General features: G+C 68.0%; 32 protein-coding genes. All 32 read left to right on the top strand.

The genetic code is table 11. The features are described 5' to 3' along the window. The first annotated feature begins 3 nt into the window (after positions 1–3). Positions 4–2013 (top strand): PilT/PilU family type 4a pilus ATPase, encoded by a 2010-nt coding sequence (locus ASG28_RS17055; RefSeq protein WP_304437827.1) that lies wholly within the window; start codon positions 4–6, stop codon positions 2011–2013. Further along, on the top strand, positions 2013–3245 hold the full coding sequence (locus tag ASG28_RS11170; RefSeq protein ID WP_055975067.1) for a type II secretion system F family protein: 1233 nt from the start codon (positions 2013–2015) through the stop codon (positions 3243–3245). Before ASG28_RS17055 ends, ASG28_RS11170 begins: the two co-directional genes overlap by 1 nt. A 295-nt stretch (positions 3246–3540) precedes the next feature. Further along, on the top strand, positions 3541–3996 hold the full coding sequence (locus tag ASG28_RS17020; RefSeq protein WP_055975065.1) for a type II secretion system protein: 456 nt from the start codon (positions 3541–3543) through the stop codon (positions 3994–3996). Between the two features lie 95 nt (positions 3997–4091). Beyond that, a complete protein-coding gene (locus tag ASG28_RS11160; RefSeq protein WP_055975062.1) occupies positions 4092–5507 on the top strand; it encodes a type IV pilus modification PilV family protein in 1416 nt (471 codons plus the stop codon). Further along, on the top strand, positions 5504–6193 hold the full coding sequence (locus ASG28_RS11155; protein WP_055975060.1) for a PulJ/GspJ family protein: 690 nt from the start codon (positions 5504–5506) through the stop codon (positions 6191–6193). The genes ASG28_RS11160 and ASG28_RS11155 overlap by 4 nt, the downstream gene beginning before the upstream one ends. After that, on the top strand, positions 6190–7971 hold the full coding sequence (locus tag ASG28_RS11150; RefSeq protein WP_055975057.1) for a hypothetical protein: 1782 nt from the start codon (positions 6190–6192) through the stop codon (positions 7969–7971). Before ASG28_RS11155 ends, ASG28_RS11150 begins: the two co-directional genes overlap by 4 nt. Then, positions 7968–8807 carry a prepilin peptidase gene (locus tag ASG28_RS11145; RefSeq protein WP_235477764.1) on the top strand — a complete coding sequence of 280 codons (840 nt, stop codon included), beginning with the start codon at positions 7968–7970 and terminating at the stop codon, positions 8805–8807. Before ASG28_RS11150 ends, ASG28_RS11145 begins: the two co-directional genes overlap by 4 nt. A gap of 28 nt (positions 8808–8835) precedes the next feature. Next, the gene (gene pilM / locus ASG28_RS11140) at positions 8836–9885 is read left to right on the top strand and encodes a type IV pilus assembly protein PilM (protein ID WP_055975052.1); all 1050 of its coding nucleotides are present in this window, start codon (positions 8836–8838) and stop codon (positions 9883–9885) included. Further along, positions 9882–10544 carry a hypothetical protein gene (locus tag ASG28_RS11135; protein WP_055975049.1) on the top strand — a complete coding sequence of 221 codons (663 nt, stop codon included), beginning with the start codon at positions 9882–9884 and terminating at the stop codon, positions 10542–10544. Before pilM ends, ASG28_RS11135 begins: the two co-directional genes overlap by 4 nt. A 2-nt stretch (positions 10545–10546) precedes the next feature. Next, positions 10547–11323, top strand: coding sequence for a hypothetical protein (locus ASG28_RS11130; protein WP_055975046.1), 777 nt, complete (start codon positions 10547–10549; stop codon positions 11321–11323). 156 nt (positions 11324–11479) lie between these two features. After that, on the top strand, positions 11480–12055 hold the full coding sequence (locus tag ASG28_RS11125; protein ID WP_055975043.1) for a DUF6121 family protein: 576 nt from the start codon (positions 11480–11482) through the stop codon (positions 12053–12055). 209 nt (positions 12056–12264) lie between these two features. Further along, a complete protein-coding gene (rpsL, locus tag ASG28_RS11120) occupies positions 12265–12639 on the top strand; it encodes a 30S ribosomal protein S12 (protein ID WP_043593380.1) in 375 nt (124 codons plus the stop codon). Next, complete coding sequence (gene rpsG / locus ASG28_RS11115) at positions 12639–13109, top strand: 30S ribosomal protein S7 (RefSeq protein ID WP_043593378.1); 471 nt, start codon at positions 12639–12641, stop codon at positions 13107–13109. The genes rpsL and rpsG overlap by 1 nt, the downstream gene beginning before the upstream one ends. Before the next feature lie 87 nt (positions 13110–13196). Continuing rightward, on the top strand, positions 13197–15311 hold the full coding sequence (gene fusA / locus ASG28_RS11110; protein ID WP_043593376.1) for an elongation factor G: 2115 nt from the start codon (positions 13197–13199) through the stop codon (positions 15309–15311). Between the two features lie 129 nt (positions 15312–15440). After that, complete coding sequence (tuf, locus tag ASG28_RS11105) at positions 15441–16631, top strand: elongation factor Tu (protein WP_043593375.1); 1191 nt, start codon at positions 15441–15443, stop codon at positions 16629–16631. Positions 16632–16756: 125 nt separating this feature from the next. Then, complete coding sequence (locus ASG28_RS11100) at positions 16757–16969, top strand: Rv0909 family putative TA system antitoxin (protein ID WP_054145419.1); 213 nt, start codon at positions 16757–16759, stop codon at positions 16967–16969. A gap of 89 nt (positions 16970–17058) precedes the next feature. After that, positions 17059–18051, top strand: a complete 993-nt coding sequence (locus tag ASG28_RS11095; protein ID WP_055975041.1) for a DNA topoisomerase IB — start codon at positions 17059–17061, stop codon at positions 18049–18051. Positions 18052–18154: 103 nt separating this feature from the next. Then, positions 18155–18994 carry a DarT ssDNA thymidine ADP-ribosyltransferase family protein gene (locus tag ASG28_RS11090; protein ID WP_055975038.1) on the top strand — a complete coding sequence of 280 codons (840 nt, stop codon included), beginning with the start codon at positions 18155–18157 and terminating at the stop codon, positions 18992–18994. 397 nt (positions 18995–19391) lie between these two features. Next, the gene (gene rpsJ, locus ASG28_RS11085) at positions 19392–19700 is read left to right on the top strand and encodes a 30S ribosomal protein S10 (protein WP_043593369.1); all 309 of its coding nucleotides are present in this window, start codon (positions 19392–19394) and stop codon (positions 19698–19700) included. A gap of 16 nt (positions 19701–19716) precedes the next feature. Then, positions 19717–20367, top strand: a complete 651-nt coding sequence (gene rplC / locus ASG28_RS11080; protein ID WP_167599061.1) for a 50S ribosomal protein L3 — start codon at positions 19717–19719, stop codon at positions 20365–20367. A gap of 3 nt (positions 20368–20370) precedes the next feature. Beyond that, positions 20371–21033: a 50S ribosomal protein L4 gene (rplD, locus tag ASG28_RS11075; RefSeq protein WP_054145422.1), complete on the top strand. Its 663-nt coding sequence runs from the start codon at positions 20371–20373 to the stop codon at positions 21031–21033. Further along, positions 21030–21329, top strand: coding sequence for a 50S ribosomal protein L23 (gene rplW, locus ASG28_RS11070; protein WP_043593363.1), 300 nt, complete (start codon positions 21030–21032; stop codon positions 21327–21329). The genes rplD and rplW overlap by 4 nt, the downstream gene beginning before the upstream one ends. Before the next feature lie 18 nt (positions 21330–21347). Next, a complete protein-coding gene (gene rplB, locus ASG28_RS11065) occupies positions 21348–22187 on the top strand; it encodes a 50S ribosomal protein L2 (RefSeq protein ID WP_054145423.1) in 840 nt (279 codons plus the stop codon). A 12-nt stretch (positions 22188–22199) separates the two neighbouring features. Further along, positions 22200–22481: a 30S ribosomal protein S19 gene (rpsS, locus tag ASG28_RS11060; RefSeq protein ID WP_043593360.1), complete on the top strand. Its 282-nt coding sequence runs from the start codon at positions 22200–22202 to the stop codon at positions 22479–22481. A gap of 25 nt (positions 22482–22506) precedes the next feature. Then, positions 22507–22899 carry a 50S ribosomal protein L22 gene (gene rplV, locus ASG28_RS11055; RefSeq protein WP_043593358.1) on the top strand — a complete coding sequence of 131 codons (393 nt, stop codon included), beginning with the start codon at positions 22507–22509 and terminating at the stop codon, positions 22897–22899. Next, positions 22899–23678: a 30S ribosomal protein S3 gene (gene rpsC / locus ASG28_RS11050; protein WP_043593357.1), complete on the top strand. Its 780-nt coding sequence runs from the start codon at positions 22899–22901 to the stop codon at positions 23676–23678. The genes rplV and rpsC overlap by 1 nt, the downstream gene beginning before the upstream one ends. Before the next feature lie 2 nt (positions 23679–23680). Further along, positions 23681–24100: a 50S ribosomal protein L16 gene (gene rplP, locus ASG28_RS11045; RefSeq protein WP_043593355.1), complete on the top strand. Its 420-nt coding sequence runs from the start codon at positions 23681–23683 to the stop codon at positions 24098–24100. After that, on the top strand, positions 24100–24423 hold the full coding sequence (gene rpmC, locus ASG28_RS11040; RefSeq protein WP_054145424.1) for a 50S ribosomal protein L29: 324 nt from the start codon (positions 24100–24102) through the stop codon (positions 24421–24423). The genes rplP and rpmC overlap by 1 nt, the downstream gene beginning before the upstream one ends. Beyond that, positions 24423–24719, top strand: a complete 297-nt coding sequence (rpsQ, locus tag ASG28_RS11035; protein ID WP_043593352.1) for a 30S ribosomal protein S17 — start codon at positions 24423–24425, stop codon at positions 24717–24719. Before rpmC ends, rpsQ begins: the two co-directional genes overlap by 1 nt. A 34-nt stretch (positions 24720–24753) precedes the next feature. Next, positions 24754–25122, top strand: coding sequence for a 50S ribosomal protein L14 (rplN, locus tag ASG28_RS11030; RefSeq protein WP_043593350.1), 369 nt, complete (start codon positions 24754–24756; stop codon positions 25120–25122). A 3-nt stretch (positions 25123–25125) separates the two neighbouring features. Continuing rightward, a complete protein-coding gene (rplX, locus tag ASG28_RS11025) occupies positions 25126–25485 on the top strand; it encodes a 50S ribosomal protein L24 (protein ID WP_043593348.1) in 360 nt (119 codons plus the stop codon). After that, on the top strand, positions 25485–26072 hold the full coding sequence (rplE, locus tag ASG28_RS11020; protein ID WP_043593346.1) for a 50S ribosomal protein L5: 588 nt from the start codon (positions 25485–25487) through the stop codon (positions 26070–26072). The genes rplX and rplE overlap by 1 nt, the downstream gene beginning before the upstream one ends. The last annotated feature ends 106 nt before the right edge of the window (positions 26073–26178 follow it).

The following is a 26178-nucleotide window of genomic DNA, read 5'->3' as shown; positions in this document are numbered from 1 at the left end:
CTCATGAGCGCTTCGATCTACGACCTCCCCGACGACGCGGCAGCCGACGCCGCTCCCGGAAGCTGGACCCCCGGGCGTCCCGGCGACGAGATCAGGACGGCCGCCGCCACCACGGCGACCGCGCCGTCGCCGGCTCCGGCCGACGTGTCCTCGGCGTCGCCCTTCCCGCCCGCCCCCGCGTCCGCCGGCGGCACCGCCCCGGCGCCCGTCTACAGCCTCGACGGTGGACAGGACCCGGTCATGGGGTGGACGCCGACGCGCGCCCCCTCGAGCCGTCGCGCCGCCCGGCTGGCCGAGGCCCTGGTCGACAAGGCCGCGCTCGCCGACCAGGAGGCCCTGCTCGTCCCCGACACCGGCCCCTCGCCGGTCCTTCCCCGGTCGGCCGCGGCCCCGTCGTCGGTCTCCGCGCCCTCCTCCGTGCTCACGCCGCCCGCGGCCGCAGGGCCCACGGCAGCCTCCCCGGCACCGCTCAGCCCGCCGCCCGCCGGCCACGTGCTGCCTTCGACGCCGCGAGCCGGCTGGGTCGACCCCCGCTTCGAGGAGCCGATCCGCGCCTCCCGGGCTCAGGCGACCCCCACGCAGGAGGCGCGGGCCGGCTCCGCGACGGACCTCGCCGCCACCGCCCCCACCGTCGCGATCCCGGCGACGGCCGGCACGACGGCGACGAGCTCGTCCGCCTCGCCGTTCGCCGCCGAGGGCGTCGTCTTCCCGACCGCCGACGGCGTCCCGGCGGCCCCGTCCGCGGTGGCGCCCTGGGACGCCCCGGCCCCGCAGCACGTCGCCGCCGACGCGCCGACCGCCGTCCTCACGACCCCCGAGGCCGCCGCCGACTTCCACGGCATCGAGCTGCACCGCCACCCTCGCGACCACGCGCACGCCGGGCTCGTCTCGGCGCTGATCCAGGTCGTGCTGCAGAACGCGTCCGACCTGCACGTCACCACCGACGCCATGCCGACGATCCGCGTCGACGGTGACCTGCGACCGGCCCTCGCCGGCGGCACCGTCTGGGACGCGGCCATCGTCCGCACGGCGCTGGAGAGCCTGCTCACGCCCGAGCAGCAGCAGCGGTTCGACGACGAGCTCGAGCTCGACTTCGCCTACTCGCTCTCGGACGAGTCGCGTTTCCGCGTGAACTTCTACCAGCAGCGCGGCTCGTTGGGGGCGGCCTTCCGGTTGATCCCCACCGAGATCAAGCAGCTCGGCGACCTGGGCGTTCCCGAGTCGGTGTCGACCTTCGCCAAGCTCCCGCGCGGTCTCGTGCTCGTCACGGGCCCCACGGGTTCGGGCAAGTCGACGACCCTCGCGGCGCTGATCGACCTCGTCAACCGCACGCGGGCCGACCACATCGTGACGGTCGAGGACCCGATCGAGTTCATGCACCAGCACAAGAAGTCGCTCGTGAACCAGCGAGAGGTCGGGCACGACACCCACAGCTTCGCGGCGGCGCTCAAGCACGTGCTGCGGCAGGACCCCGACGTCATCCTGATCGGCGAGCTCCGCGACCTCGAGACCATCTCGGTCGCGCTGACCGCCGCCGAGACCGGTCACCTCGTCTTCGCGACGCTGCACACGCAGAGCGCGGCGCAGACCATCGACCGCGTCATCGACGTGTTCCCGCCGTACCAGCAGGACCAGGTGCGCACGCAGCTCGCCTCGACGCTGCAGGGCGTCGTCTGTCAGACGCTGCTGCCCAAGGCCAGCGGCCGTGGCCGGGTCGTGGCGACCGAGATCATGATGATGACCCCCGCGATCGGCAACCTCGTGCGCGAGGGCAAGACGTACCAGATCGCCTCGTCGATGCAGGCGGGCCGTGACCTCGGCATGCACACGATGGACCAGAAGCTCGCCGACCTGGTGAACACCGGCGTCGTGACGCACAAGGCCGCGATGGAGAAGGTGCACGACCGTGAAGGGTTCGACCGCCTCGTGACGCGAGTGATCAACAAGTCCGAGAGCCAGGGCCTCGACAGCGGCATCGACTTCGGCGACTCGTTCTCGGGCGGGGCCGCCTGATGGCCGGGGCAGTCGCCTACGCCTACAAGGGGCGTGACGGGGCCGGCAAGGTCGTCAAGGGCAAGGTCGACGCGTCGAGCGAGGGCGCGGTCATCACGCGCCTCCGCACGATGGGCGTGCAGCCGATCTCGATCAGCGAGGCGGGCGCCGGCACCGGCCTGCAGCGCGAGGTGTCGATCCCCGGGCTCGGCGACCGTGCGGTCAAGATGAAGGACATCGCGGTCATGTCGCGCCAGATGGCGACCATGATCGGTTCGGGGCTGTCGCTGCTGCGCACCCTGACGATCCTCGCCGACCAGGTCGACAACAAGCGGCTGGCCAAGATCATGGCCGACGTGCGCGACGACGTCGAGACCGGCGTTTCGTTCTCGGACGCGGTCGGCAAGCACGACAAGGACTTCCCGCCGCTGATGATCAACATGATCAAGGCGGGCGAGACCGGCGGGTTCCTCGACAAGGCGCTCGAGTCGACGGCCGAGAACTTCGAGAAGGAGGTGGCGCTGCGGTCGACGATCAAGTCGGCCATGACCTACCCGGTCGTCGTGCTCGTGATGTCGCTCCTCGCGGTCGTCATCATGCTGCTGTTCATCGTCCCCATCTTCCAGGACATGTTCACGAACCTCGGCGGGCAGCTGCCGTTGCCGACGATGATGCTCGTCTACGCGTCGCGGGCGATGCCGTACGTGGTGCCGGCCGGCATCGTCGTGGGCATCGCGTTCTCGATCTGGTGGCGGACGAACAAGAACTCGGTCAGGGTGCGGGCGTTCCTCGACCCGCTCAAGCTGAGGCTGCCCGTCTTCGGGCCCCTGTTCCGCAAGATCGCGATCGCGCGGTTCAGTCGCAACTTCTCGAACATGATCGGGGCCGGCGTGCCCATCCTCACGGCGCTGCGCATCGTGGGCGAGGTGTCGGGCAACTACGTCCTCGAGGAGGCGCTGGTCAAGGTGGCCGAGTCGGTGCGGCAGGGCGAGTCCATCGCCGGACCGTTGACCGAGTCGGGGGTCTTCCCGTCGATGGTCACGCAGATGATCTCGGTCGGTGAGGACTCGGGCTCGCTGCAGACCATGCTCGAGAAGGTCGCGGACTTCTACGACCAAGAGGTCAAGTCGACGACCGAGTCGCTCACGGCCCTGATCGAGCCCCTGCTGATCGCCTTCCTGGGCGTCGTCGTCGGCGGAATGATCGTGGCGCTCTACCTGCCCATCTTCCAGATCACGTCGCTGATCAAGTAACACATCAGGCACCCCCGCAGGAGGCGCGGGTCGGCTCACGAGGCCGGCTCGCGCCTCCTTCTCGTGCCGGACGTCTCGCGACCGGGCGGTCTACCCCGCAAACGGGTGCTGACCTGCGGTTTTCGGCCTTTCGGGGGATACCCGAACTGGGGCCGTGTCGCGGCCCAAAACCCCCCTTCCAAGGGATTCTGGGGCACTTTCCCAGGTGGCACCATCGATCCCGGCGGGAGCTCGGTGACCGCCTACCCGAACACCGAGACAACCACCCCGCACCCGACCGAACAGGACCAGCGACATGTACTTCACCCTCATGGGCAAGCTCAGCGCCCGCCGCCAGAACCTCGCCGAAGACAAGGACAAGGGCTTCACCCTGATCGAGCTCCTCGTCGTCGTGATCATCATCGGCATCCTCGCCGCGATCGCCATCCCGGTGTACCTCGGCGTGCAGAACAACGCGAAGGACTCGGCCGTGAAGAGCGACGTCACGAACGCGAAGACCGCCGTGATCTCCATCGCCACGTCGGGCGCGCTCCCCGGTACCGCCACCCTCGACTCGGCCGACTACCTCGCCGCCGGTTCCAGCAAGAGCGCCGACACGACGACCCTGGTCTACACGGTCGACAGCGCGACGAAGCCCACCAAGTTCTGCATCCAAGGCACGAGCTCCACCGGCAAGAACTTCAGCGCGACGGACACCTCGGGTGTCGCCGAAGGCACCTGCGCTGCCGGCGTCTTCACCAAGAAGTCCTAGTCCCTCTTCGAAGCGGCCACGGACGGCATCTACGTCCTTGGCCGCTTTGAAGCATCCTCTGCAACACCCTCGACCCGACCGGGAGGTGAACCACCATGTTCCAGCGCCTCAGCGCCCGTCTCCGTCCCCTCGACCCCGAGGCGCGTGACGCCGGCCTCTCGATCGTCGAGGTGGTCGTCGCCCTCCTGGTCTTCGCGATCATCACGGTCGGCTCCATCGTCGCCGTCGGCACCACGCTGACGATGTCGAGCGACAACCGCAGCCGTGAGGTCGCCACCAACCTCGCCGCGCAGGCCGTCGACGTCGCCCGCGCCGTGACCGACGTCGTCGCGGTGGCCTCGGGCACGACGACGACCGTCGTCAACGGCACCACGTTCACCGTGGCCCAGACCGCCGCCTGGATCACCACCACCGGCGTGGACGCGACCTGCACCCCGTCCGCGTCGTCGGGCAATGGTTCGCTGTTCTACAAGCGCCTCCAGGTCGCGGTCACCTGGTCGGGCATGCGGAAGGCGACCTCTCCCGTACGCAGCGACACGATCCTGGCCCCCAACAGCCGTCTGAACGACCAGGACACCGGCACGATCGTCATCGGGGTCAAGGACACCAAGGGCGGCCCGGTCGAGGGCGTCGTGGTCACGGTCGAGCCCGACACCGCCTCGACCACCCCCGGCAAAGCGCTGACCTCCGGCTCCAAGCCCGGCGCGACCAACGCCGACGGCTGCGCGGTCGCCATCAAGGTGCTTCCGGGCTCCTACAAGGTGACCGTCTCGCGGGCCGACGCCGCGCCCTACCGCGACTCCCGGCAGCAGCCGACGCCGTTCAAGACGGGAACCGTCGTCGTCAAGGGAGACACGGCCGGCGTCTCGTTCACCTACGACCTGGGTGACGATTTCGAGCTCGGCTACGCCTCGAACTACACCGGCGGCACGGTCCTGCTGCCGAACGACCTCAAGACCACCGTCCTCGGTGGGCCCGAGCCGTACGTGCTGAACGGCCCGGTGAGCGACGCCTACCTCTTCCCCCTGACGACCGGCTACCAGCTGATCGCCGGCACGTATCTGCCCGTCGGCACGACCGGCGGCAGCTGCCTCTCACCCGACCCGGCCTCCTGGCCTGCCAACGCCGCCGGCAAGACGGCCACGCGCCAGCCGTTCGTCGCCGCCTCGGACAAGACCGCGGCCTACCCGTTGCCGATGGGCGTGACGACCGTGAAGCTCGCCGCGGGCAGCGACACCCTGATCCAGGCCCGGTCGACCACCGCCCTCAACGGCGACCCCGGCTGTGCCGCCACCCAGACCTACACCTTCACGGTCAAGAACAAGACGTCGGCCAACGAGGTGACGATCGCCCTGCCCTACGGCACCTGGGCGATCAGCTCGGGCACGTCGACCTCGAACCTCCGGTCGTTGACCATCAGCGGGTTGATCGGCAGCATCATCGGGGCCATCTTCGGTGGCAGCGGCGGCACCGCCAACGTCGTCACGCTCGACCCGAGGCCCGCCAAGTGACCGCGCTGCGGCGACTGACCGCCCGGGCCCGCCGTGACGAGGGCGTCAGCCTGGCCGAGCTGCTCGTGGCGATCATGGTCTTCGGCATCGTCCTCACGGTCGTCTCGACCACCTTCGTCTCGTTGACGAAGGCCACGGCCCAGGCCCGCTTCATCGACGCCAACACCCGGGTCGCCTCGAACGGGTTGAACGACCTCAGTCGGACCATCCGCGCCGCCCGCACGATCGCCCAACCCGGCGGCACCGAGGCGTCGTCGTTCACGCTCGCGACGACGGAGAGCCTCACCCTGACGACGGCCGTCAACACCGCGGACTCCCTGACCACCGTGCCGCGGCGCGTGACCTACCGCGTCGAGGCCGACCGCACCCTCAGCTCGTCCACCGTCGTGGCCACGCCCCTCCAGACCGACTTCTGGCAGTTCACCTCGCCGGCGACCAAGCGCGCCCTCGGCGGCACCGTCGTCACGGCCGCGAGCAGCGGTGCGCCGCTCTTCACCTACCTCGACTTCACCGGCAAGGTGCTGACCCCCGACGCCTCGGGTGCGCTCACGGCGTCGCAGCTGCCCTCCATCGCCGCGGTGACCATCTCGTTGACCATCGACCGGACGAGCTCGATGTCGAGCCAGGCGGTCACCCTGCAGAACACCGTCTCGCTGTCCAACCTCGCCGGAGGGGCGACGACATGACCTCCTTGCGCACCCGTCTCGGCCTGGCCGGCCCGTCATCCGAGAGCGGCATGGCCATGGCCATCACCCTCATCTTCGGCATGGTGCTGGTCATCATGGCCGCCACCGCCCTCACCGTGGCCACCAGTGGGCTGAAGAAGGCCGACGGCGACCAGGACGTCAACGGTGCCCTCGCCGCGGCCTACGCCGGCGTCGAGGAGTACCAGTCGCGCCTGGCCAACGACAACAGCTATCAGCAGTACGGCGACTCCGACGCCCCGTTCAGCAAGGCGACCGCCAGCAAGCTGACCTTGCCCTCGGGCAGCCAGGCCAACAAGGCCTTCGGCTCGGGCCCCTCGGGCTCGTGGGCCTCGGTGCCGGGCAGCGCCGACCTCGCGCAGTTCCGGTACGAGGTCGACAACTCGAAGTACGTCGGGTCGGGTGCCCTGCGCATCCGTTCGACGGGCAAGGTCGGTTCGGCCACGCGGTCGGTCATCGCCGACCTTCGCCAGAAGGGCTTCATCGACTACCTGTACTTCACCGACATCGAGTCCCAGGACCCCACGCTCACCCGCAGCACGAACGCGGACTGCACGAAGCACGCCTGGGAAGGACGCACCCAGGGGGACGACTGCGGCGAGATCGCGTTCAGCGGTGGAGACACGATCTACGGTCCGGCGCACTCCAACGACACGATGCGCGTCTGCTCGGCGACCTTCAAGGAGGTCGTGACCACGGCCGACCCGACCCTCGGACGCACGTACGCCAAGGTCGACTCGAACAACAGCGCCTGCTCGGGCCAGAGCTTCGACAAGGGCGTCCCCGGCCAGGTGGCGACCGTACAGATGCCCGACACCAACAACGACAAGGTGCGCGAGACCCGCACCGACATCCCCACCGAGGTGCCGCGCCCCGGCTGCCTCTACACCGGGCCGACCGACATCGTCTTCACCGCCGACGGCAAGATGACCGTCAAGTCGCCGTACTCGAAGATGACGCGGCTCGCGAACGCCGAGGCCACCGACGGCAGCACCCCGCCCGAGTGCGGCACGCCGGGTACGGGGAAGGGGCAGCTCGGCTCGGCCGACGGCGCGACCATCACCGTGCCCGCGAACAACCTGATCTACGTCCAGGACATCCCCGTGCCCGCGTCGGGCAAGGGCAAGTCCAACGTCAACGCGTGGGCCTCCACCGGCGACCTCACCGAGACCTCGTGCTCCAACAACCACGTCGGCTACCCCCTGGCCGGCGAGTCCGTCCCGATCGCGAGCACGGCCGGCGGTCCGGGCTCCGGGGCCTGCGCCTACGGTGCCCGCAGCGGGGACGCCTTCGTCAAGGGCACCTTCCAGGGGCAGCTGACCATCGCGGCGAAGAACTACCTCTACGTCACGGGCGACCTGACCTACGCGTCCACGAACGCGAGCACGAACATCCTCGGCCTGGCCTCCGACGGCGTCACCTGGGTGCACAACCCGGTCAACGTCTTCGGCGGTTCGATGCTGGGTGACCGTGACCGTGAGATCGACGCCGCGATCATCTCCGTCCAGCACTCGTTCCTCGTGCAGAACTACGGCCGTGGTGGCGACCGGGGCACGCTGACCATCAAGGGGTCGATCTCGCAGGCCTACCGTGGCGTCGTCCGCAGCGGGTCGAACGGCTACATCAAGGCCTACACGTACGACACGCGCCTGCGGTACCTCGCCCCGCCCAAGTTCCTCAGCCCGGTCACCACCTCGTACGGTGTCACCACGCAGACCGAGGTCAAGGCCGCCTTCACGTCGACCGGAGCCGCGACGTGATCGCGGCCCCGTGGATCACCGCCGTCCTGGTGGCTGGTGGTTTCGGTCTGCTCATCGGCTCGTTCCTCAACGTCGTCGTGTACCGCGTCCCCGCGGGGATCTCGATCGCGCGACCCGCGAGCGCCTGCCCGAGCTGCTCGACGCCGATCCGCCGCCGTGACAACGTGCCCGTGGTCAGCTGGCTCGCCCTCGGCGGGAAGTGCCGCGACTGCCGCACGTCCATCTCGGCCCGGTACCCGATCGTCGAACTGGCCACCGGCCTGTTCTTCGTGCTCGTCGCCGCCCGGCTGTGGCCGCTCGTCGACGTCCCGACCGAGGCGCTGCCGCTCGTGTCGCGCCTCCTGGCGCTCGTCGCGTTCCTCTGGCTGGCCGGCGTCAGCGTCGCGCTCGCCGTGATCGACCTCGAGCACCACCGACTGCCGAACGCGATCGTCCTGCCGTCCTACGCGGTCGGGGGCGCGCTCCTGGCGGCCTCGAGCATCCTCGTGGGGGACTGGCCGGCGCTCGTCCGCGCCGCCATCGGCCTGGCCTCCCTCTTCGCCTTCTACCTGATCGCCGCCCTGTCGTACCCGGGCGGCATGGGCTTCGGTGACGTGAAGTTGGCCGGCCTGCTCGGCCTGTACCTGGCCTGGCTCGGCTGGGGCGAGTTCGCCGTGGGCGCCTTCGCGGCCTTCCTGCTGGGCGGCCTCTTCGCGATCGTCCTCCTCGTCACCCGGCGCGTGCAGCGCACGGGCGGCATCCCCTTCGGCCCCTGGATGCTCGCGGGCACCTGGGTCGGCGTCTTCGCCGGCGGCACCGTCGCCACGGCGTACCTCACCCTCCTCGGCCTGGCATGAGCCGGCGAGCTGACAGAGAGCAGAACTGATGGGCAAGAACATCGTGGGCATCGACATCGGCAGCCGCTTCGTGCGCGCGGTCGAGGTCGCCGACGTCGACAAGGCGAAGCCGACCATCGTCCGGTTCAGCGAGGTCGCCCTGCCCGACGGTGCCGCGAGCCGCGGCGAGGTCATCGAGTCGCAGACCATGGCCGGCACGCTCAAGCAGCTGTGGTCGGCCGGGGGCTTCAAGAGCAAGCGCGTCGTGCTGGGCATGGGCAACCAGCGGGTGCTCGCGCGCGACATGACGGTGCCGAAGGCCTCGCACAAGCGCATCCGCGAGATGCTGCCGTTCCAGGTGCAGGACATGCTCCCCGTCCCGGTCGCCGACGCCCTGCTCGACTTCTACCCCTACGCCGAAGGGCTCGGCGAGAACGGTCCCGTCGTCCACGGGCTGCTCATCGCGGCGGTCAAGGACGCGGTCCTCGGCAACGTGCAGGCCAGCAAGCTCGCCGGCCTGACCACGCTGGGGGTCGACCTGATCCCGTTCTCGAACACGCGCCTCCTCGTCACCCGCCCGCGCATCGCGGGCACGGTCGCGCTCGTCGAGATCGGTCACAGCACGACCTCGGTCATCATGATCGCCGACGGCGTCCCGCAGTTCGTCCGCATCATCCCCTCGGGCGGTGACGACGTCACGCAGGCCGTCGCGACGAAGCTCGAAGTCTCGGCCCAGGTCGCCGAGGGCATCAAGTTCGGCCGCGGCCTCGCCACGACCGTCACGACTCCCGACGAGCAGGCCGCGTCGGCCGCGATCTTCGAGTCCGTCAACGAGTTGCTCGGCAGCCTGCGCAACACGATCCAGTACTACGTCAACACCCGCCCGACCGAGACCGTCGCGGGCATCATGATCGCCGGCGGGGGAGCGGCCCTGCCGGGCCTGCCCGAGGCGCTCAGCGAGGTCACCCGCCTGCCGGTCGCCCTCGCCGACCCGTTCGCGACGGTGGGCTTCGCGAAGAACCTCGACGAGACCGCCCTGCGGTCGCGGTCGACCGACCTGACCGTGGCCCTCGGCCTGGCCCTGGGGAGCGCAGCATGAGAACCCGTGGGAAAGACGTCGGCATCACCGTAGGAGGCGCGCCTCGCGTCGACCTGCTGCCTCCCGAGGTCCGCGCCGAGCGTCGCGCCGCCGCCCTGACCCGTCGGGTCTGGGCCGGCGTCGTCGTGGTCGCCATCGTGGTCGGCATCGGTTCGGGCGCGGCGTTCTTGCAGCGCATGCAGGCCGAGGACGGGCTGATGACCGCCCAGGGCGAGACCCAGTCCCTCCTCGTGTCCCAGACGAAGTACGCGGACCTCAAGACCACGCAGGGGCAGCTCGACCTGGTCGAGGCCGCCCAGAAGGTCGGCGGCTCGACCGACATCGACTGGCCGACCTACCTCGAGAAGGTGCAGGGCACCCTGCCCGTGGGCGTGACGATCATCAGCGTCTCGCTCGACCAGGCCTCGCCCCTCGTGCAGTACACCCAGCCGACCGCGCCGCTCCAGGGGGCCCGGGTCGCGACCCTGACCTTCCAGGCGACCAGCCCGACCCTGCCGTCCGTGCCCGACTGGCTGAACGGCCTCGCGACCCTCCCCGGCTTCGCCGACGCCCAGCCGGGCTCGGTGACCCTCGAGGAAGGCGTCTACAAAGCGGACATCACGATGCACATCACGGCGGACGCCTTCTCGGGCCGCTTCGACCAGAAAGCCGGCGAGTGACCATGGACCGCAATCGGATGATGCTCATCGCCGCCGCCCTGACCGGCGTCGTGGTGTTGGCCCTCGGATTCCTCGTGGGGGTGCAGCCGCAACTCGTCGCCGCCTCGTCCGCCGAGTCGCAACAGCAGAGCGTCGAGGCGCAGAACGAGACCCTGCGCGCGAGCCTCGCGACCCTCGAGGCCGACAACGCCAAGCTCTCCGAGCTGAAGTCCGAGTTGGCGACGCTCGACACGTCCGTGCCGTCCCAGGCCGCCCTGTCGTCCTTCCTGACCGAACTCGACCAGCTGGCCGGGGCCTCGGGCACGACCGTGACGGGATTCACCTCGTCCGACGCGACGGTCTACGAGCCCACGACCACGGACGTCGCCGCACCCGCCGCCACCGACGAGGCGGCATCCGACTCGGGCGGTACCGCCGCGGCCGCCACCGCCCCGGCCGCGCCCACCGCCCCCGACCTCGTGACCGATCCGCTCGTCACCGCGACGAACTTCTCGTCGATCCCGATCACGGTCAGCATCCAGGGCAGCTACGTTCAGGCCCGTGACTTCCTGTCGAAGCTGCAGGGCGGGTCGCGGCTCTTCCTCGTGACGACGTTCGCCAGCACCGGCAGCTCCGAGGCCGGCGACGCGACCGGCGTCCCCGACCAGTGGACCGTCGGCGGCCTCGTCTACGTCCTCCAGGACGCCGCAGCGACCCAGGCCGACCAGGCCGCCGAGACCCCCGCCGCCACCGCGGAGGGCGCCGACGGCACGAGCTCGGACACCGCCGCCGGCCAGTAGCGCGAAGCGCCTCAGGCCGGGTCCAGACCACCGCCCGCCCCAGAACGCCACGATCTGGACACGCCGCCACGAGAAAGCGTGGCGGCGTGTCCACATCGTGGCGGGGTGGCGCAGCCGAGGGCCACCGCGCCTCCTGCGGACGCGTAGCCTCGAAGGATGTCCCGAGCCGTCTACGCCGTCATGGGCACCGTCCTCTTCGGTGCGCTCGTCATCATGGTCGCGGGCTTCGAGGCGCTCCTGCTCGACCGCGACCCGATCGACGAACCCGACGCCGGCACGTTGCTCGGCCCCCTGATGGTCGCCGCCGCCGTGCTCGTCGTGCTGCTGTCGCTGCTGCGCTCGGCGGCGCTCTCCGACGCCCGCGACGACAGGGCTCCGGAGGTGCGGGGCACGTTCCCCGCCCAGCCCGCCGTGTTCGCCCGCCCGGGCGCCTCGGGTGGGACGCGCTCCGGCACCGGTGACGAGGTGGTCGGCCCCCGAGGGCCCGCACCGCACCTCCTCGTCCCGACGATCGTCACCGCGGCCCTCGTGTACGTCCTGATGCTCGCCGTCGGGGGAGTCGTCTACGGCCTCGTGCGAGAGGAGCTCGTCTGGGTGCTGCTCTTCGCCGCCCGGTACGCCGTGTCGCCGTTCGTGATCGGCTCGGCGATCTGCGCCGGACTCGTCGTCGGGGGCACGCTCGCCGTGTCGCGCGTCGACCCGGGGCACGCCGACCCTCGACCATTTGATTAAGGCACTACCGCAAGATAAGCTCTTTCGGGTGTGCGCCTGACCGCGCGCCCGAATAAAAGCCCCCTCGACCTCGCGGCCGAGACGGGCAGACCGTCTCGGTCACCGAGACGAGGATGCCGGCTGATCAGCCGGACAGAGCAGAGCGATGCGAGAGCAGCGCGACTCGGCGTGTTCGAGAGAACAGCGTCGAGATCCGACGAGGAGAACCAGTGCCAACTATTCAGCAGCTGGTCCGCAAGGGACGTACGCCGAAGGTCGTCAAGACCAAGGCCCCCGCCCTGCGGTCCAACCCCCAGCAGCGTGGCGTGTGCACGCGTGTGTACACCACCACCCCCAAGAAGCCGAACTCCGCGCTCCGCAAGGTCGCCCGTGTGAAGCTCTCGAACGGCACCGAGGTCACCGCCTACATCCCCGGCGAGGGCCACAACCTGCAAGAGCACTCGATGGTGCTCGTGCGCGGCGGTCGTGTCAAAGACCTCCCCGGTGTGCGCTACAAGATCGTCCGTGGCGCCCTCGACACCCAGGCCGTGAAGAACCGCAAGCAGGCTCGCAGCCTCTACGGTGCGAAGAAGGACAAGAAGTAATGCCTCGTAAAGGACCCGCGCCCAAGCGCCCTGTCGTCGCCGACCCGGTCTACGGTGCGCCGATCGTCAGCCAGCTCGTCAACAAGATCCTCCTCGACGGCAAGAAGGGCCTCGCCGAGCGCATCGTCTACGGTGCTCTCGCCGGCGTCACCGCCAAGAACGACCAAGATGCAGTGGCCACGCTGAAGAAGGCGCTCGACAACGTGCGCCCGACCCTCGAGGTCCGCTCGCGTCGCGTCGGCGGTTCGACCTACCAGGTCCCCGTCGAGGTCAAGCCCCACCGCGCCAACACCCTGGCCCTCCGCTGGCTCACCAGCTACGCCAAGGCTCGTCGCGAGAAGACGATGACCGAGCGTCTCATGAACGAGATCCTCGACGCGTCGAACGGTCTCGGCGCCGCTGTCAAGCGTCGTGAAGACACGCACAAGATGGCCGAGTCGAACAAGGCCTTCGCGCACTACCGCTGGTAACCGGCACGAGGAGGCGCGGTGTGCGCACGACGCGCACCGCACCTCCTCGTCCCCCCAACTTCCCCACCTATCCCTTCGGAGGAACCCGTGGCACAAGATGTGCTCACCGACCTGAACAAGGTCCGCAACATCGGCATCATGGCTCACATCGATGCTGGCAAGACGACGACCACCGAGCGCATCCTGTACTACACGGGCATCACCCACAAGATCGGTGAGGTCCACGACGGTGCGGCCACGATGGACTGGATGGCGCAAGAGCAAGAGCGCGGCATCACCATCACCTCGGCTGCGACGACCTGTTTCTGGAACAAGAACCAGATCAACATCATCGACACCCCGGGCCACGTCGACTTCACGGTCGAGGTCGAGCGTTCCCTCCGCGTGCTCGACGGTGCCGTCGCCGTCTTCGACGGCAAAGAGGGCGTCGAGCCCCAGTCCGAGACCGTCTGGCGTCAGGCCGACAAGTACGACGTGCCGCGCATCTGCTTCGTCAACAAGATGGACAAGCTCGGAGCCGACTTCTACTTCACGGTCGACACGATCATCAACCGCCTCGGCGCCAAGCCGCTGGTGATGCAGCTCCCGATCGGTGCCGAGAGCTCCTTCGAGGGCGTCGTCGACCTGGTCGAGATGCGTGCCCTCACGTGGCGCGGCGACGCCAAGGGTGACGTCGAGCTGGGCGCGAAGTACGAGATCGAAGAGATCCCCGAAGACCTCAAGGAGAAGGCGGCCGAGTACCGCGCCAAGCTCCTCGAGACGGTCGCCGAGTCCGACGACGTGCTGCTCGAGAAGTACTTCGGTGGCGAAGAGCTCACGATCGCCGAGATCAAGGGCGCCGTCCGCAAGATGACGGTCAACTCCGAGCTCTACCCGATCTTCTGTGGTTCGGCCTTCAAGAACCGCGGCGTGCAGCCGATGCTCGACGCGGTCATCGACTACCTGCCCTCGCCGCTCGACGTGCCTCCGATGGAGGGCCACGACGTCCGCGACGCCGAGAAGATCATCATCCGCAAGCCCGAGTCGACCGAGCCCTTCTCGGCTCTCGCCTTCAAGGTCGCGGTGCACCCCTTCTTCGGTCGTCTCACCTACGTCCGCGTCTACTCGGGTTCGATCGAGTCCGGCGCCCAGGTCATCAACTCGACCAAGGACAAGAAAGAGCGCATCGGCAAGATCTTCCAGATGCACTCCAACAAGGAGAACCCGGTCGACAGCGTGACCGCCGGTCACATCTACGCCGTCATCGGGCTCAAGTTCACCACCACCGGTGACACCCTGTGCGACCCGTCCGACCAGATCGTCCTCGAGTCGATGACGTTCCCCGAGCCCGTCATCGAGGTCGCGATCGAGCCGAAGACGAAGGCCGACCAAGAGAAGCTGTCGCTGGCCATCCAGAAGCTCGCCGAAGAGGACCCGACGTTCCGCGTCGAGCTCAACGCCGAGACGGGCCAGACGGTCATCAAGGGCATGGGCGAGCTCCACCTCGACATCCTGGTCGACCGCATGAAGCGCGAGTTCAACGTCGAGGCCAACGTGGGCAAGCCCCAGGTCGCGTACCGCGAGACCCTCAAGAAGGGCATCGAGCGCTACGACTACACCCACAAGAAGCAGACCGGTGGTTCGGGTCAGTTCGCCAAGGTGCAGATCGCTCTCGAGCCCTTCGAGGTCACGGCCGAGTCGACCTACGAGTTCGTCAACAAGGTCACCGGTGGCCGCATCCCCCGCGAGTACATCCCCTCGGTCGATGCCGGCATCCAGGACGCCATGCAGGTCGGCGTGCTCGCCGGCTACCCGACGGTGGGCGTCCGCGCGCTGCTTCTCGACGGCGCGGCGCACGACGTCGACTCGTCCGAGATGGCGTTCAAGATCGCTGGGTCGATCGCCTACAAAGAGGCGGCTCGCAAGGCCCAGCCCGTTCTCCTCGAGCCGCTCATGGCGGTCGAGGTCCGTACGCCCGAGGAATACATGGGCGACGTCATCGGCGACCTCAGCTCGCGACGCGGGCAGATTTCGTCGATGGAAGACGCCAGTGGTGTGAAGGTCGTTCGGGCCAGCGTGCCGCTGTCGGAGATGTTCGGTTACGTCGGAGACCTGCGGTCGAAGACCTCGGGCCGGGCCGTCTACTCGATGACGTTCGAGTCGTACCAAGAGGTGCCCTCGGCCGTCGCCGAAGAGATCATCCAGAAGAACAAGGGCGAATAGTCCTGAACCGCGTGGTCGTCCGACGACCGCGTAACATGTACACACACCAATCCGCAGGGCGACCGGTAGGCCGGGTCATCGACCCGGCCCCCGGGCCGCACTGCAACCGAGTCCTGAGGAGGACCCACAGTGGCTAAGGCCAAGTTCGAGCGGACCAAGCCGCACGTCAACATCGGAACCATCGGTCACGTCGACCACGGCAAGACCACGCTCACCGCGGCGATCACCAAGGTCCTGCACGACAAGTACCCCACTCTCAACACGGCGTCGGCGTTCGACCAGATCGACAACTCGCCCGAAGAGAAGCAGCGCGGCATCACGATCAACATCTCGCACGTCGAGTACCAGACCGAGAAGCGCCACTACGCTCACGTCGACGCTCCCGGCCACGCCGACTACGTCAAGAACATGATCACCGGTGCTGCTCAGATGGACGGCGCGATCCTCGTCGTCGCCGCCACCGACGGTCCCATGCCCCAGACGCGTGAGCACGTGCTGCTCGCCCGCCAGGTCGGCGTGCCCTACATCGTCGTCGCCCTGAACAAGGCCGACATGGTCGATGACGAAGAGATCATGGAGCTCGTCGAGCTCGAGGTCCGCGAGCTCCTCTCGAGCCAGGAGTTCGACGGCGACAACGCCCCGATCGTCCAGGTCTCCGCTCTCAAGGCCCTCGAGGGCGACGAGAAGTGGGCCGAGACGGTCGCCGAGCTGATGAACGCCGTCGACGAGAACGTGCCCGAGCCCGTTCGCGCCACCGACCAGCCCTTCCTCATGCCCATCGAGGACGTCTTCACGATCACCGGTCGTGGCACCGTCGTCACCGGTCGTGTCGAGCGCGGTCAGCTCAACGTCAACGAAGAGGTCGAGATCGTCGGCATCCGCCCGACCGTCAAGACCACCGTCACCGGCATCGAGATGTTCCGCAAGCTGCTCGACTCGGCCCAGGCCGGCGACAACACCGGTCTGCTCCTCCGAGGCACCAAGCGCGAAGACGTCGAGCGCGGCCAGGTCGTCGTCAAGCCCGGTTCGGTCACGCCGCACACCGAGTTCGAGGCGAACGTCTACATCCTGTCGAAGGACGAGGGCGGCCGTCACAACCCGTTCTACGCGAACTACCGCCCGCAGTTCTACTTCCGCACCACCGACGTCACGGGTGTCATCACGCTGCCCGAGGGCACCGAGATGGTCATGCCCGGCGACACGACCGAGATCAGCGTCCAGCTGATCCAGCCCATCGCCATGGAAGCCGGTCTGCGCTTCGCCATCCGCGAGGGTGGTCGCACCGTCGGTGCCGGTACGGTCACCAAGATCAACAAGTAAGTCCTGTTCACGCAGAACTGCTGATCTGACGAAAGAGGTCAGGCCCTTCGGGGTCTGACCTCTTTCTCGTTCTCGGAGCACGATGGACCTGACGTCGGACGGTCCGGCGCCGACGGGAGGACGTCATGGCAGGCTTCGACGACATCACCAAGAAGGCCCAGGCCTTCCTGAAGGACGGCAAGGTGCAGGACGCGCTCAAGAGCGAGAAGGCCGAGGGAGTCAGCGACAACATCCTCGACGCCGTCGCCTCTGCGGCGGACAAGGCCACCGGTGGCAAGCACACCGACAAGATCCACCAGGCGAAAGAGCAGGCCGACAAGAAGCTCGGCAACCAGTAGGTCGTCCCCGCGAAGCCCCCGTCTCCCCGGCGGGGGCTTCGCTGTACCCCGCCCAGCCCTCTCGGCGACGGGCGGTGTTCACTCGACCGATGCCGCGCCTCCGGAGGACCGATTCGAGTCGACCCGGGTTGACCCGGGTCCGGGCCGGACGGGGATTCTCGTACCGCACCGCCGACGGAACGGCCGTCGCCGACGTCGAACTGCGGGGCCGCATCGAGCACCTCGCCATCCCACCGGCCTGGACCGACGTCTGGATCTCTCCGTACGACAACGGCCACATCCAGGCCACGGGCGTGGACGCCGCGGGTCGGCGTCAGTACATCTACCACCCGACCTGGCGTGAGCAGAAGGATCGCATCAAGTTCGACCGTGCGCTCGCCCTCGCCGAGTCGCTGCCGACCGCGCGCCGGTTCGTGACTCGTGACCTCCGTCTCGACGGCGCCGGGCGAGACCGCGTCCTGGCCGCCGCCTTCCGCATGCTCGACACCGGCTCCCTGCGTGTGGGGTCCGAGCGCTACGCGCAGGAGCACGGCAGCCACGGGCTCTCGACCCTGCTCTGTGCGCACGCGACCGTGTCCGGCGACACGGTGTCGCTGGCCTTCCCCGGCAAGAGCGGTCAGGACTGGGACTCCGAGATCCGCGACGCCGACCTGGCCTCCGTCGTCCGCAGCCTGAAACGGCGTGGCGGGCGGGCCCGGTTGCTCGCCTGGAAGGCCGACGTCGGGGGAGTGGAGGAGGCGCGCGCGGCCTGGCACCCGCTGCGAGCGACCGAGATCAACGAGTACGTCAAGGACAAGGCGGGTGACGAGTTCACCGCGAAGGACTTCCGCACCCTGCACGGGACCGTGGCCGCCGCCGTCAGCCTGGCCCGCTCCGGGCCGCAGGCGGCGGCCTCCCGCCAGGCGAGGTCCCTGGCGCAAGCGATGCGCGACGCCGCCGCCGTACTCGGCAACACCCCGGCCATCGCGAAGTCCTCTTATGTCGATCCCCGTCTGGTCGACGCGTACCGTCACGGGGAGACCATCGACCCGGCCCGCCTGCACGCGGCAGAATCCGAGGTCCGGGCGCTGCTGTTCCGCTGAGCCCGCGGGCTGCAGTCGTCGCCCCCGGTCTGCGGACGGCCCCCGTCGTGACGTAACCTAGAGGGTCGCGTCCCGTTCGGGGCGCCCGAGAGGAACAACTGCAGTGACTGACGAGTGCATCCACGGATTCGAGCGAGAGTTGTGCGACATCTGTGCTCCCCGCAAGCGCGAGGGCGTCGCCGACGGCATGCCCTCGACCGCCGCACGGTCGGTCACCACCCGCCGCCGCCCCTCCAACCGCAAGCCCGAGTCGTTGCGCAGCACGCCCGCGCTCGCCCGTGACTCGGCCGCCGTGGCCGTGGCCGCCCAGTCGGCTGCCACTCCCGTCCCCGAGTTCTCGACCCAGCGCGCCTACCACTGGACCCACGTGTCGAACCTGCCCGCCATCCTCGAGGCCGGTGCCCTGCAGGCGGGTGCGACTCCCGTGCTCGACGTCAGCTCCGAGGCCACGCGGGCCCTCCGCGCCTCCGTCACGACCGCTTCGGGTCAGCCCGTCGCCGCCCACGTGCCGTTTTCGCTGTCGCCTCACGCGACCGCCTGGGACGCCGTCCGTACCGGCGCCGAGGGCTACGAGTGGTCCGATGCCGCACGCGAGGCCCGCGCCATCGACTTCGTCATGCTCGTCGTGCCCGTCGCCTCGCTCGGCGACGACTTCGTCGTGACCGAGGGCGACGCAGCCGTCGAGGGCGTCCGCGCGGCCGCGGGGCTGGACGACGCCTCGTCGATGGTCCGCCGTTTCAGCCTGAAGGACCCCGACCTGCTCGGACCCGAGGTGCTCGTCCCCGGCTCGGTGCCCTTTTCCTCGGTGACCCTCGTAGGCGTCCCGAACGACAAGGTCCGCGACGCCGTGAAGGACACGCTCGCCGACCTGGGTGCCGACGCACCGCGCGTCGCCGTCTACCCGCCGTGGTTCCGGCCGGCCCCGGTCGTCGAAGCGGTCTGAGATCCGCGACACGCCCGGGTTGCAGCAAATGCAGGCGTGTGGCAAAATCGTCTAGTTCAACATTTCGAGCCTGGCCTCTGCGCCCGGTGTCGGATCACTGCCAGGCAGTGCACAGACGCAAGGCGTCTGGGCCGCGGGTAGCAGGACGCATCTCACAACGAAACCATCGCCGTGGCCATCGGTCGCGGTGCGCCGGGGCGAAGCCCTGGGTGCAGGTGGCGGTGGCGAAGATGGCCCTCCCCGGGTCCTTCCTCGCGGGCACCGACCGGTTTCGGCAGATGGATTGACACAAGAACAGCGGTACGCGAGAGACACGTAGTGCCAACAGATGTTCGCCCAGCGAACAGCGTCAGGCGGCCCCCGAGGTGCGCGACGTCCGAACGAGAGAGAGTCACACATGGCGGGACAGAAGATCCGCATCCGACTTAAGTCGTACGACCACGAGGTCATCGACACTTCCGCGCGCAAGATCGTCGACACGGTCACCCGCGCGGGCGCTACGGTCGTCGGCCCCGTGCCGCTCCCGACCGAGAAGAACGTGGTCGTCGTGATCCGTTCGCCCCACAAGTACAAGGACTCGCGCGAGCACTTCGAGAAGCGCACGCACAAGCGCCTCATCGACATCGTCGACCCGACGCCGAAGGCCGTCGACTCGCTCATGCGTCTCGACCTGCCTGCCGACGTCAACATCGAGATCAAGCTGTAGGGGGGCGACCATGACCATCAGCACCACCAAGAACGTCAAGGGCCTGCTCGGCAAGAAGCTCGGCATGACCCAGGTCTGGGACGAGAACAACAAGCTCGTCCCCGTCACCGTCGTCGAGATCGCCCCGAACGTCGTGACCCAGGTCCGCTCGCTCGAGAAGGACGGCTACACCGCCGTCCAGATCGCGGCCGGCCAGATCGACCCCCGCAAGTCGAACAAGCCCGCCACGGGTCACTTCGACGCCGCGGGCGTCACGCCCCGCCGCCACCTCACCGAGGTCCGCACCGCCGACGCCGCCGAGTACGCACTCGGTCAAGAGCTCACGGTCGACACCTTCGAAGCCGGCCAGAAGGTCGACGTCGTCGGAACCTCCAAGGGCAAGGGCTTCGCCGGTGTCATGAAGCGTCACAACTTCAAGGGCGTCAGCGCATCGCACGGTGCGCACCGCAACCACCGCAAGCCCGGTTCGATCGGCGCCTCCTCGACCCCCAGCCGTGTCTTCAAGGGCATGCGCATGGCCGGTCGCATGGGTGGCGAGCGCGTCACCATCCTCAACCTCACGGTGCACGCCGTCGACGCCGAGAAGGGTCTGCTGCTCGTCAAGGGCGCCGTCCCCGGTGCTCGTGGCCGCATCGTTTTCGTCCGCACCGCCGTGAAGGGGAAGTAGCTCATGGCCACCACTACCGCATCGGCCACCTCGGTCGACGTCGTCGACGCCAAGGGCCAGAAGACCAGCACGGTCGAGCTCCCCGTCGAGCTGTTCGACGTCGTCACGAACGTCCCGCTCATCCACCAGGTCGTCGTCGCCCAGCAGGCCGCCGCTCGTCAGGGCACGCACAAGACCAAGCGTCGCGGCGAGGTCTCCGGCGCCGGCCGCAAGCCGTTCAAGCAGAAGGGCACCGGCCGCGCCCGTCAGGGTTCGATCCGCGCTCCTCAGATGACCGGCGGTGGCATCGTCCACGGTCCGCAGCCCCGCGACTACGCCCAGCGCACCCCCAAGAAGATGATCGCCGCAGCCCTGCTCGGTGCGTTGTCCGACCGCGCTCGTGGCGCCCGCGTCCACGTCGTCGAGAGCTTCGTCGCCGACTCGATCTCGACCAAGGTCGCCCTCGACCTGCTCGCGTCGATCGCCTCGAGCAAGCACGTCCTGGTCGTCACCGACCGCGACGACACGCTGACCCTCAAGAGCGTCCGCAACGTGCCCACGGTCCACGTGATCACGTTCGACCAGCTGAACGCCTACGACGTCCTCGTCAGCGACGACATCGTCTTCACGAAGAGCGCCTTCGACGGCTTCGTCGCCTCGAAGACCAAGAAGGAGGCCACCGCATGAGCGGCTACGGAAAAGACCCCCGCGACGTCATCATCGCGCCCGTCGTCTCCGAGAAGAGCTACTCCCTGATCGACCAGGGCAAGTACACCTTCCTCGTGGACCCGCGTTCGAACAAGACCGAGATCAAGCTCGCCATCGAGAAGATCTTCGACGTCAAGGTCGACAGCATCAACACGCTCAACCGAACGGGCAAGACCCGTCGCACCCGCTTCGGCACCGGCAAGCGCAAGGACACCAAGCGCGCCATCGTCACGCTGAAGTCCGGTTCCATCGACATCTTCACGGCTGTCGGCTAGGGAGCAGAGGCATAAATCATGGCAATTCGTAACTACAAGCCCACGACCCCGGGTCGCCGCGGTTCGTCGGTCGCCGACTTCGCGGAGATCACGCGTTCGACGCCCGAGAAGTCGCTGCTGCGCCCGCTCTCGAAGTCCGGTGGCCGCAACAACGCCGGTCGCATCACGACCCGTCACATCGGTGGTGGCCACAAGCGCCAGTACCGCGTGATCGACTTCCGTCGCAACGACAAGGACGGCGTCAACGCCAAGGTCGCTCACATTGAGTACGACCCCAACCGCACGGCTCGCATCGCGCTCCTGCACTTCGTGGACGGCACCAAGCGATACATCATCGCGCCGAACAAGCTGAAGCAGGGCGACGTCGTCGAGTCGGGTGCCGCCGCCGACATCAAGCCCGGCAACAACCTGCCGCTCAAAAACATCCCGGTCGGTACCGTCATCCACGCCATCGAGCTCAAGCCCGGTGGAGGCGCGAAGATGGCCCGCTCGGCCGGTGCGTCGGTGCGTCTCGTCGCCAAGGACGGCCCCTACGCGCAGCTCCGTCTGCCGTCGGGCGAGGTCCGCAACGTCGACGCCCGCTGCCGCGCCACGATCGGCGAGGTCGGCAACGCCGAGCAGTCGAACATCAACTGGGGAAAGGCCGGCCGCATGCGCTGGAAGGGCGTCCGCCCGACCGTGCGTGGTGTCGCCATGAACCCCGTCGACCACCCGCACGGTGGTGGTGAGGGCAAGACCTCCGGTGGACGTCACCCGGTCAGCCCGTGGGGCCAGAAAGAGGGCCGCACGCGTCACCCCAACAAAGAGAGCGACAAGCTCATCGTCCGTCGTCGTAACGCTGGCAAGAAGCGTAAGTAGGAGTTGTAGAAGATGCCACGCAGTCTTAAGAAGGGCCCCTTCGTTGACGACCACCTGCTTCGCAAGGTCGTCTCGCAGAACGAGGCCAGCACCAAGAACGTCATCAAGACCTGGTCGCGCCGTTCGATGATCGTCCCCAACATGCTTGGGCACACCATCGCTGTGCACGACGGACGCAAGCACATCCCCGTGTTCGTGACCGAGAGCATGATCGGCCACAAGCTCGGTGAGTTCGCGCCCACCCGCACCTTCCGTGGTCACGTGAAGGACGACAAGAAGGGTCGTCGCCGCTAACGCGGCGACGTGAAGGAGGAGAGAAATGGTGGAGTCGATCGCACGCGTGCGTCACATCCGCGTCACCCCCATGAAGGCCCGTCGTGTCGTCAACCTGATCCGCGGCAAGCAGGCCGCCGAGGCTCTGGCGATCCTGAAGTTCGCGCCTCAGGGCGCCAGCGAGCCCGTCTACAAGCTCGTCGCGTCGGCCATGGCCAACGCTCGGGTCAAGGCGGACGCCTCGAACAGCTACCTCGACGAGCAGGACCTGTACATCAGTCGTGCATTCGTCGACCAGGGCGCCACCCTCAAGCGGTTCCAGCCGCGTGCACAGGGCCGCGCCTTCAAGATCCTGAAGCGCACCAGCCACATCACGATCGTCCTCTCGACGCCTGATGAGGTCGAGGCTGCCGACGCTACGAAGAAGGCGAGCAAGTAATGGGCCAGAAAGTCAACCCGTACGGCTTCCGTCTGGGCATCACCACCGACCACGTGTCGCGGTGGTTCACCGACAGCACCAAGCCGGGACAGCGTTACAGCGACTACGTCGCCGAGGACGTCAAGATCCGCACCCTGCTCAAGACCTCGCTCGACCGCGCCGGCGTGGCCAAGATCGAGATCGAGCGCACCCGTGACCGTGTCCGCGTCGACATCCACACCGCCCGTCCGGGCATCGTGATCGGTCGTCGTGGCGCCGAGGCCGAGCGCATCCGCGGCGACCTCGAGAAGCTCACGAGCAAGCAGATCCAGCTGAACATCCTCGAGGTCAAGAACCCCGAGGCCGAGGCCCAGCTCGTCGCCCAGGGCATCGCCGAGCAGCTCGCTGCTCGCGTGGCGTTCCGTCGTGCGATGCGCAAGGGGCTCCAGGGCGCTCAGCGTGCCGGCGCCAAGGGTGTCCGCATCCAGGTGTCGGGCCGTCTCGGCGGCGCCGAGATGAGCCGCTCGGAGTTCTACCGCGAGGGTCGCGTCCCCCTGCACACCCTCCGCGCCAACATCGACTACGGCTTCTACGAGGCCAAGACCACCTTCGGTCGCATCGGTGTCAAGGTCTGGATCTACAAGGGCGACATCACCAACAAGGAGCTCGCGCGCGAGCAGGCGAACCAGAAGTCGTCTCGCCCCGAGCGCCGCAACGACCGTGACGGCGCCCGCCGCGGCGGGGGCGACCGCGCTCCCCGCGAGCAGAAGGCACCCGCCACCACAGGAGCTGAGGCGTAACCATGCTTATCCCCCGTCGTGTCAAGCACCGCAAGCAGCACCACCCCGGCCGTAGTGGCCAGGCCACTGGTGGCACCAAGGTCAGCTTCGGTGAGTACGGCATCCAGGCCCTCACGCCCGCTTACGTGACCAACCGTCAGATCGAGTCCGCTCGTATCGCGATGACGCGTCACATCAAGCGTGGCGGAAAGGTGTGGATCAACATCTACCCCGACCGTCCCCTCACGAAGAAGCCCGCCGAAACCCGCATGGGTTCCGGTAAGGGTTCGCCCGAGTGGTGGGTCGCGAACGTCAAGCCGGGTCGCGTGCTCTTCGAGCTCAGCGGCGTGAGCGAGGAGATCGCCAAAGAGGCGCTCACTCGTGCAATCCACAAGCTGCCCCTCAAGGCACGCATCATCAAGCGCGAGGAGGGCGACGCATAATGGCGATCGGTTCCAAGGAGCTCCGTCCTGTCGAGCTCGACACATTCGAAGACGAGCGTCTCGTCGATGAGCTGAAGAAGGCGAAGGAAGAACTCTTCAACCTTCGCTTCCAGTCGGCCACCGGCCAGCTCGAGAGCCACGGCCGCCTTCGTGCCGTGAAGCGCGACATCGCTCGCATCTACACGGTCCTGCGTGAGCGCGAGCTCGGCATCCGTGCCACCCCCGCCCCGGTCGAGGCGGCCCCCAAGGCCGCCAAGAAGTCGACCAAGAAGGCTGACAAGCCGGCCGAGACGGCTGACGAGACCGCCGAGGAGAGCAAGTAATGGCCACCGAGAACAAGACCGAGGTCGACTCGGCTGCCGTCGAGGTCCGCGGCTACCGCAAGACGCGTCGCGGCTACGTCACCAGCGACAAGATGGACAAGACCATCGTCGTCGAGGTCGAGGACCGCGTGAAGCACCCCCTGTACGGCAAGGTCATCCGCCGCACGTCCAAGGTCAAGGTCCACGACGAGGCCAACGCGGCCGGTGTCGGCGACCTCGTCGTGATCAGCGAGACCCGTCCGCTCAGCGCCTCCAAGCGCTGGCGCCTGGTCGAGATCCTCGAGAAGGCGAAGTAGGCCTCGCGGCCTGCTTGCGTAGAAGGAGACACAAGTGATTCAGCAAGAATCCCGCCTCAAGATCGCCGACAACACCGGGGCAAAAGAGATCCTCACCATCCGCGTCCTCGGTGGCTCCGGCCGTCGTTACGCCGGTCTGGGTGACGTGATCGTCGCCACGGTGAAGGACGCCATCCCCGGTGGCAACGTGAAGAAGGGTGACGTCGTCAAGGCCGTCATCGTTCGCACCAAGAAAGAGGTCCGTCGTCCGGACGGCTCTTACATCAAGTTCGACGAGAACGCCGCAGTGATCCTGAAGGCCGACGGAGACCCCCGCGGAACCCGCATCTTCGGACCGGTCGGTCGCGAACTCCGCGACAAGAAGTTCATGAAGATCATCTCGCTGGCGCCGGAGGTTATCTAAGTCATGGCAAACATCAAGAAGGGTGACCTCGTGCAGGTCATCACCGGTGCCTCGCAGGCCCGCGGCGGAGACCGCGGCAAGCAGGGCAAGGTCCTCGAGGTGCTCGTCGAGCGCAACCGCGTGGTCGTCGAAGGCGTCAACTTCGTCACCAAGCACGTGCGTGTCGGCCAGACCCAGCGTGGTTCCAAGACCGGTGGCATCGAGACGCACGAGGCACCGATCCACGTGTCGAACGTCGCCGTCGTCGACCCCAAGACCAAGAAGCCGACCCGCGTCGGCTTCCGCGAAGAGACGGTCACCAAGGACGGCGTGTCCAAGACCGTCCGCGTCCGTTACGCCAAGAAGTCTGGTGAGAACCTCTGATGACCGACACCACCACGCAGGCCGCCACGGCCCTCCCGCGGCTGAAGGCCAAGTACCGCGCCGAGATCATCGAGCAGCTGAAGTCGGACTTCGGCTTCACGAACGTGCACCAGGTGCCCGGACTCGTGAAGATCGTCGTCAACACCGGTGTCGGTGAAGCGGCTCGCGACAGCAAGATCATCGACGGCGCCATCAAGGACCTGACGGCCATCACCGGCCAGAAGCCCCAGGTCACCAAGGCTCGCAAGTCCATCGCGCAGTTCAAGCTCCGCGAGGGCCAGCCCATCGGTGCACACGTCACGCTCCGTGGCGACCGTGCCTGGGAGTTCCTCGACCGACTGCTGTCGCTCGCGCTTCCTCGCATCCGTGACTTCCGTGGTCTGAGCGACCGCCAGTTCGACGGCAACGGCAACTACACCTTCGGTCTCAACGAACAGAGCATGTTCCACGAGATCGATCAGGACCGCATCGACCGCGTCCGTGGCTTCGACATCACCGTCGTCACGACCGCCAAGAACGACGACGAGGGTCGCGCGCTGCTCAAGGCGCTCGGGTTCCCGTTCCGTTCGGCCGACTCGGCCAACTAAGATCGTCCGGTCGGCAACTCTCTCGAAGAGTTGCCGGCCGTTCCCCTGAGGTCGACGAGAACCGCTCGTCGACCAATCGATCGCCCAGGTCGGCATCCGGTGTACC

This window comes from Frigoribacterium sp. Leaf415, from assembly GCF_001424645.1.
Classification (GTDB): Bacteria; Actinomycetota; Actinomycetes; order Actinomycetales; family Microbacteriaceae; genus Frigoribacterium.
Note: the sequence above shows the minus strand (reverse complement) of the source record. Positions and strands in the feature narration are given on the sequence as shown.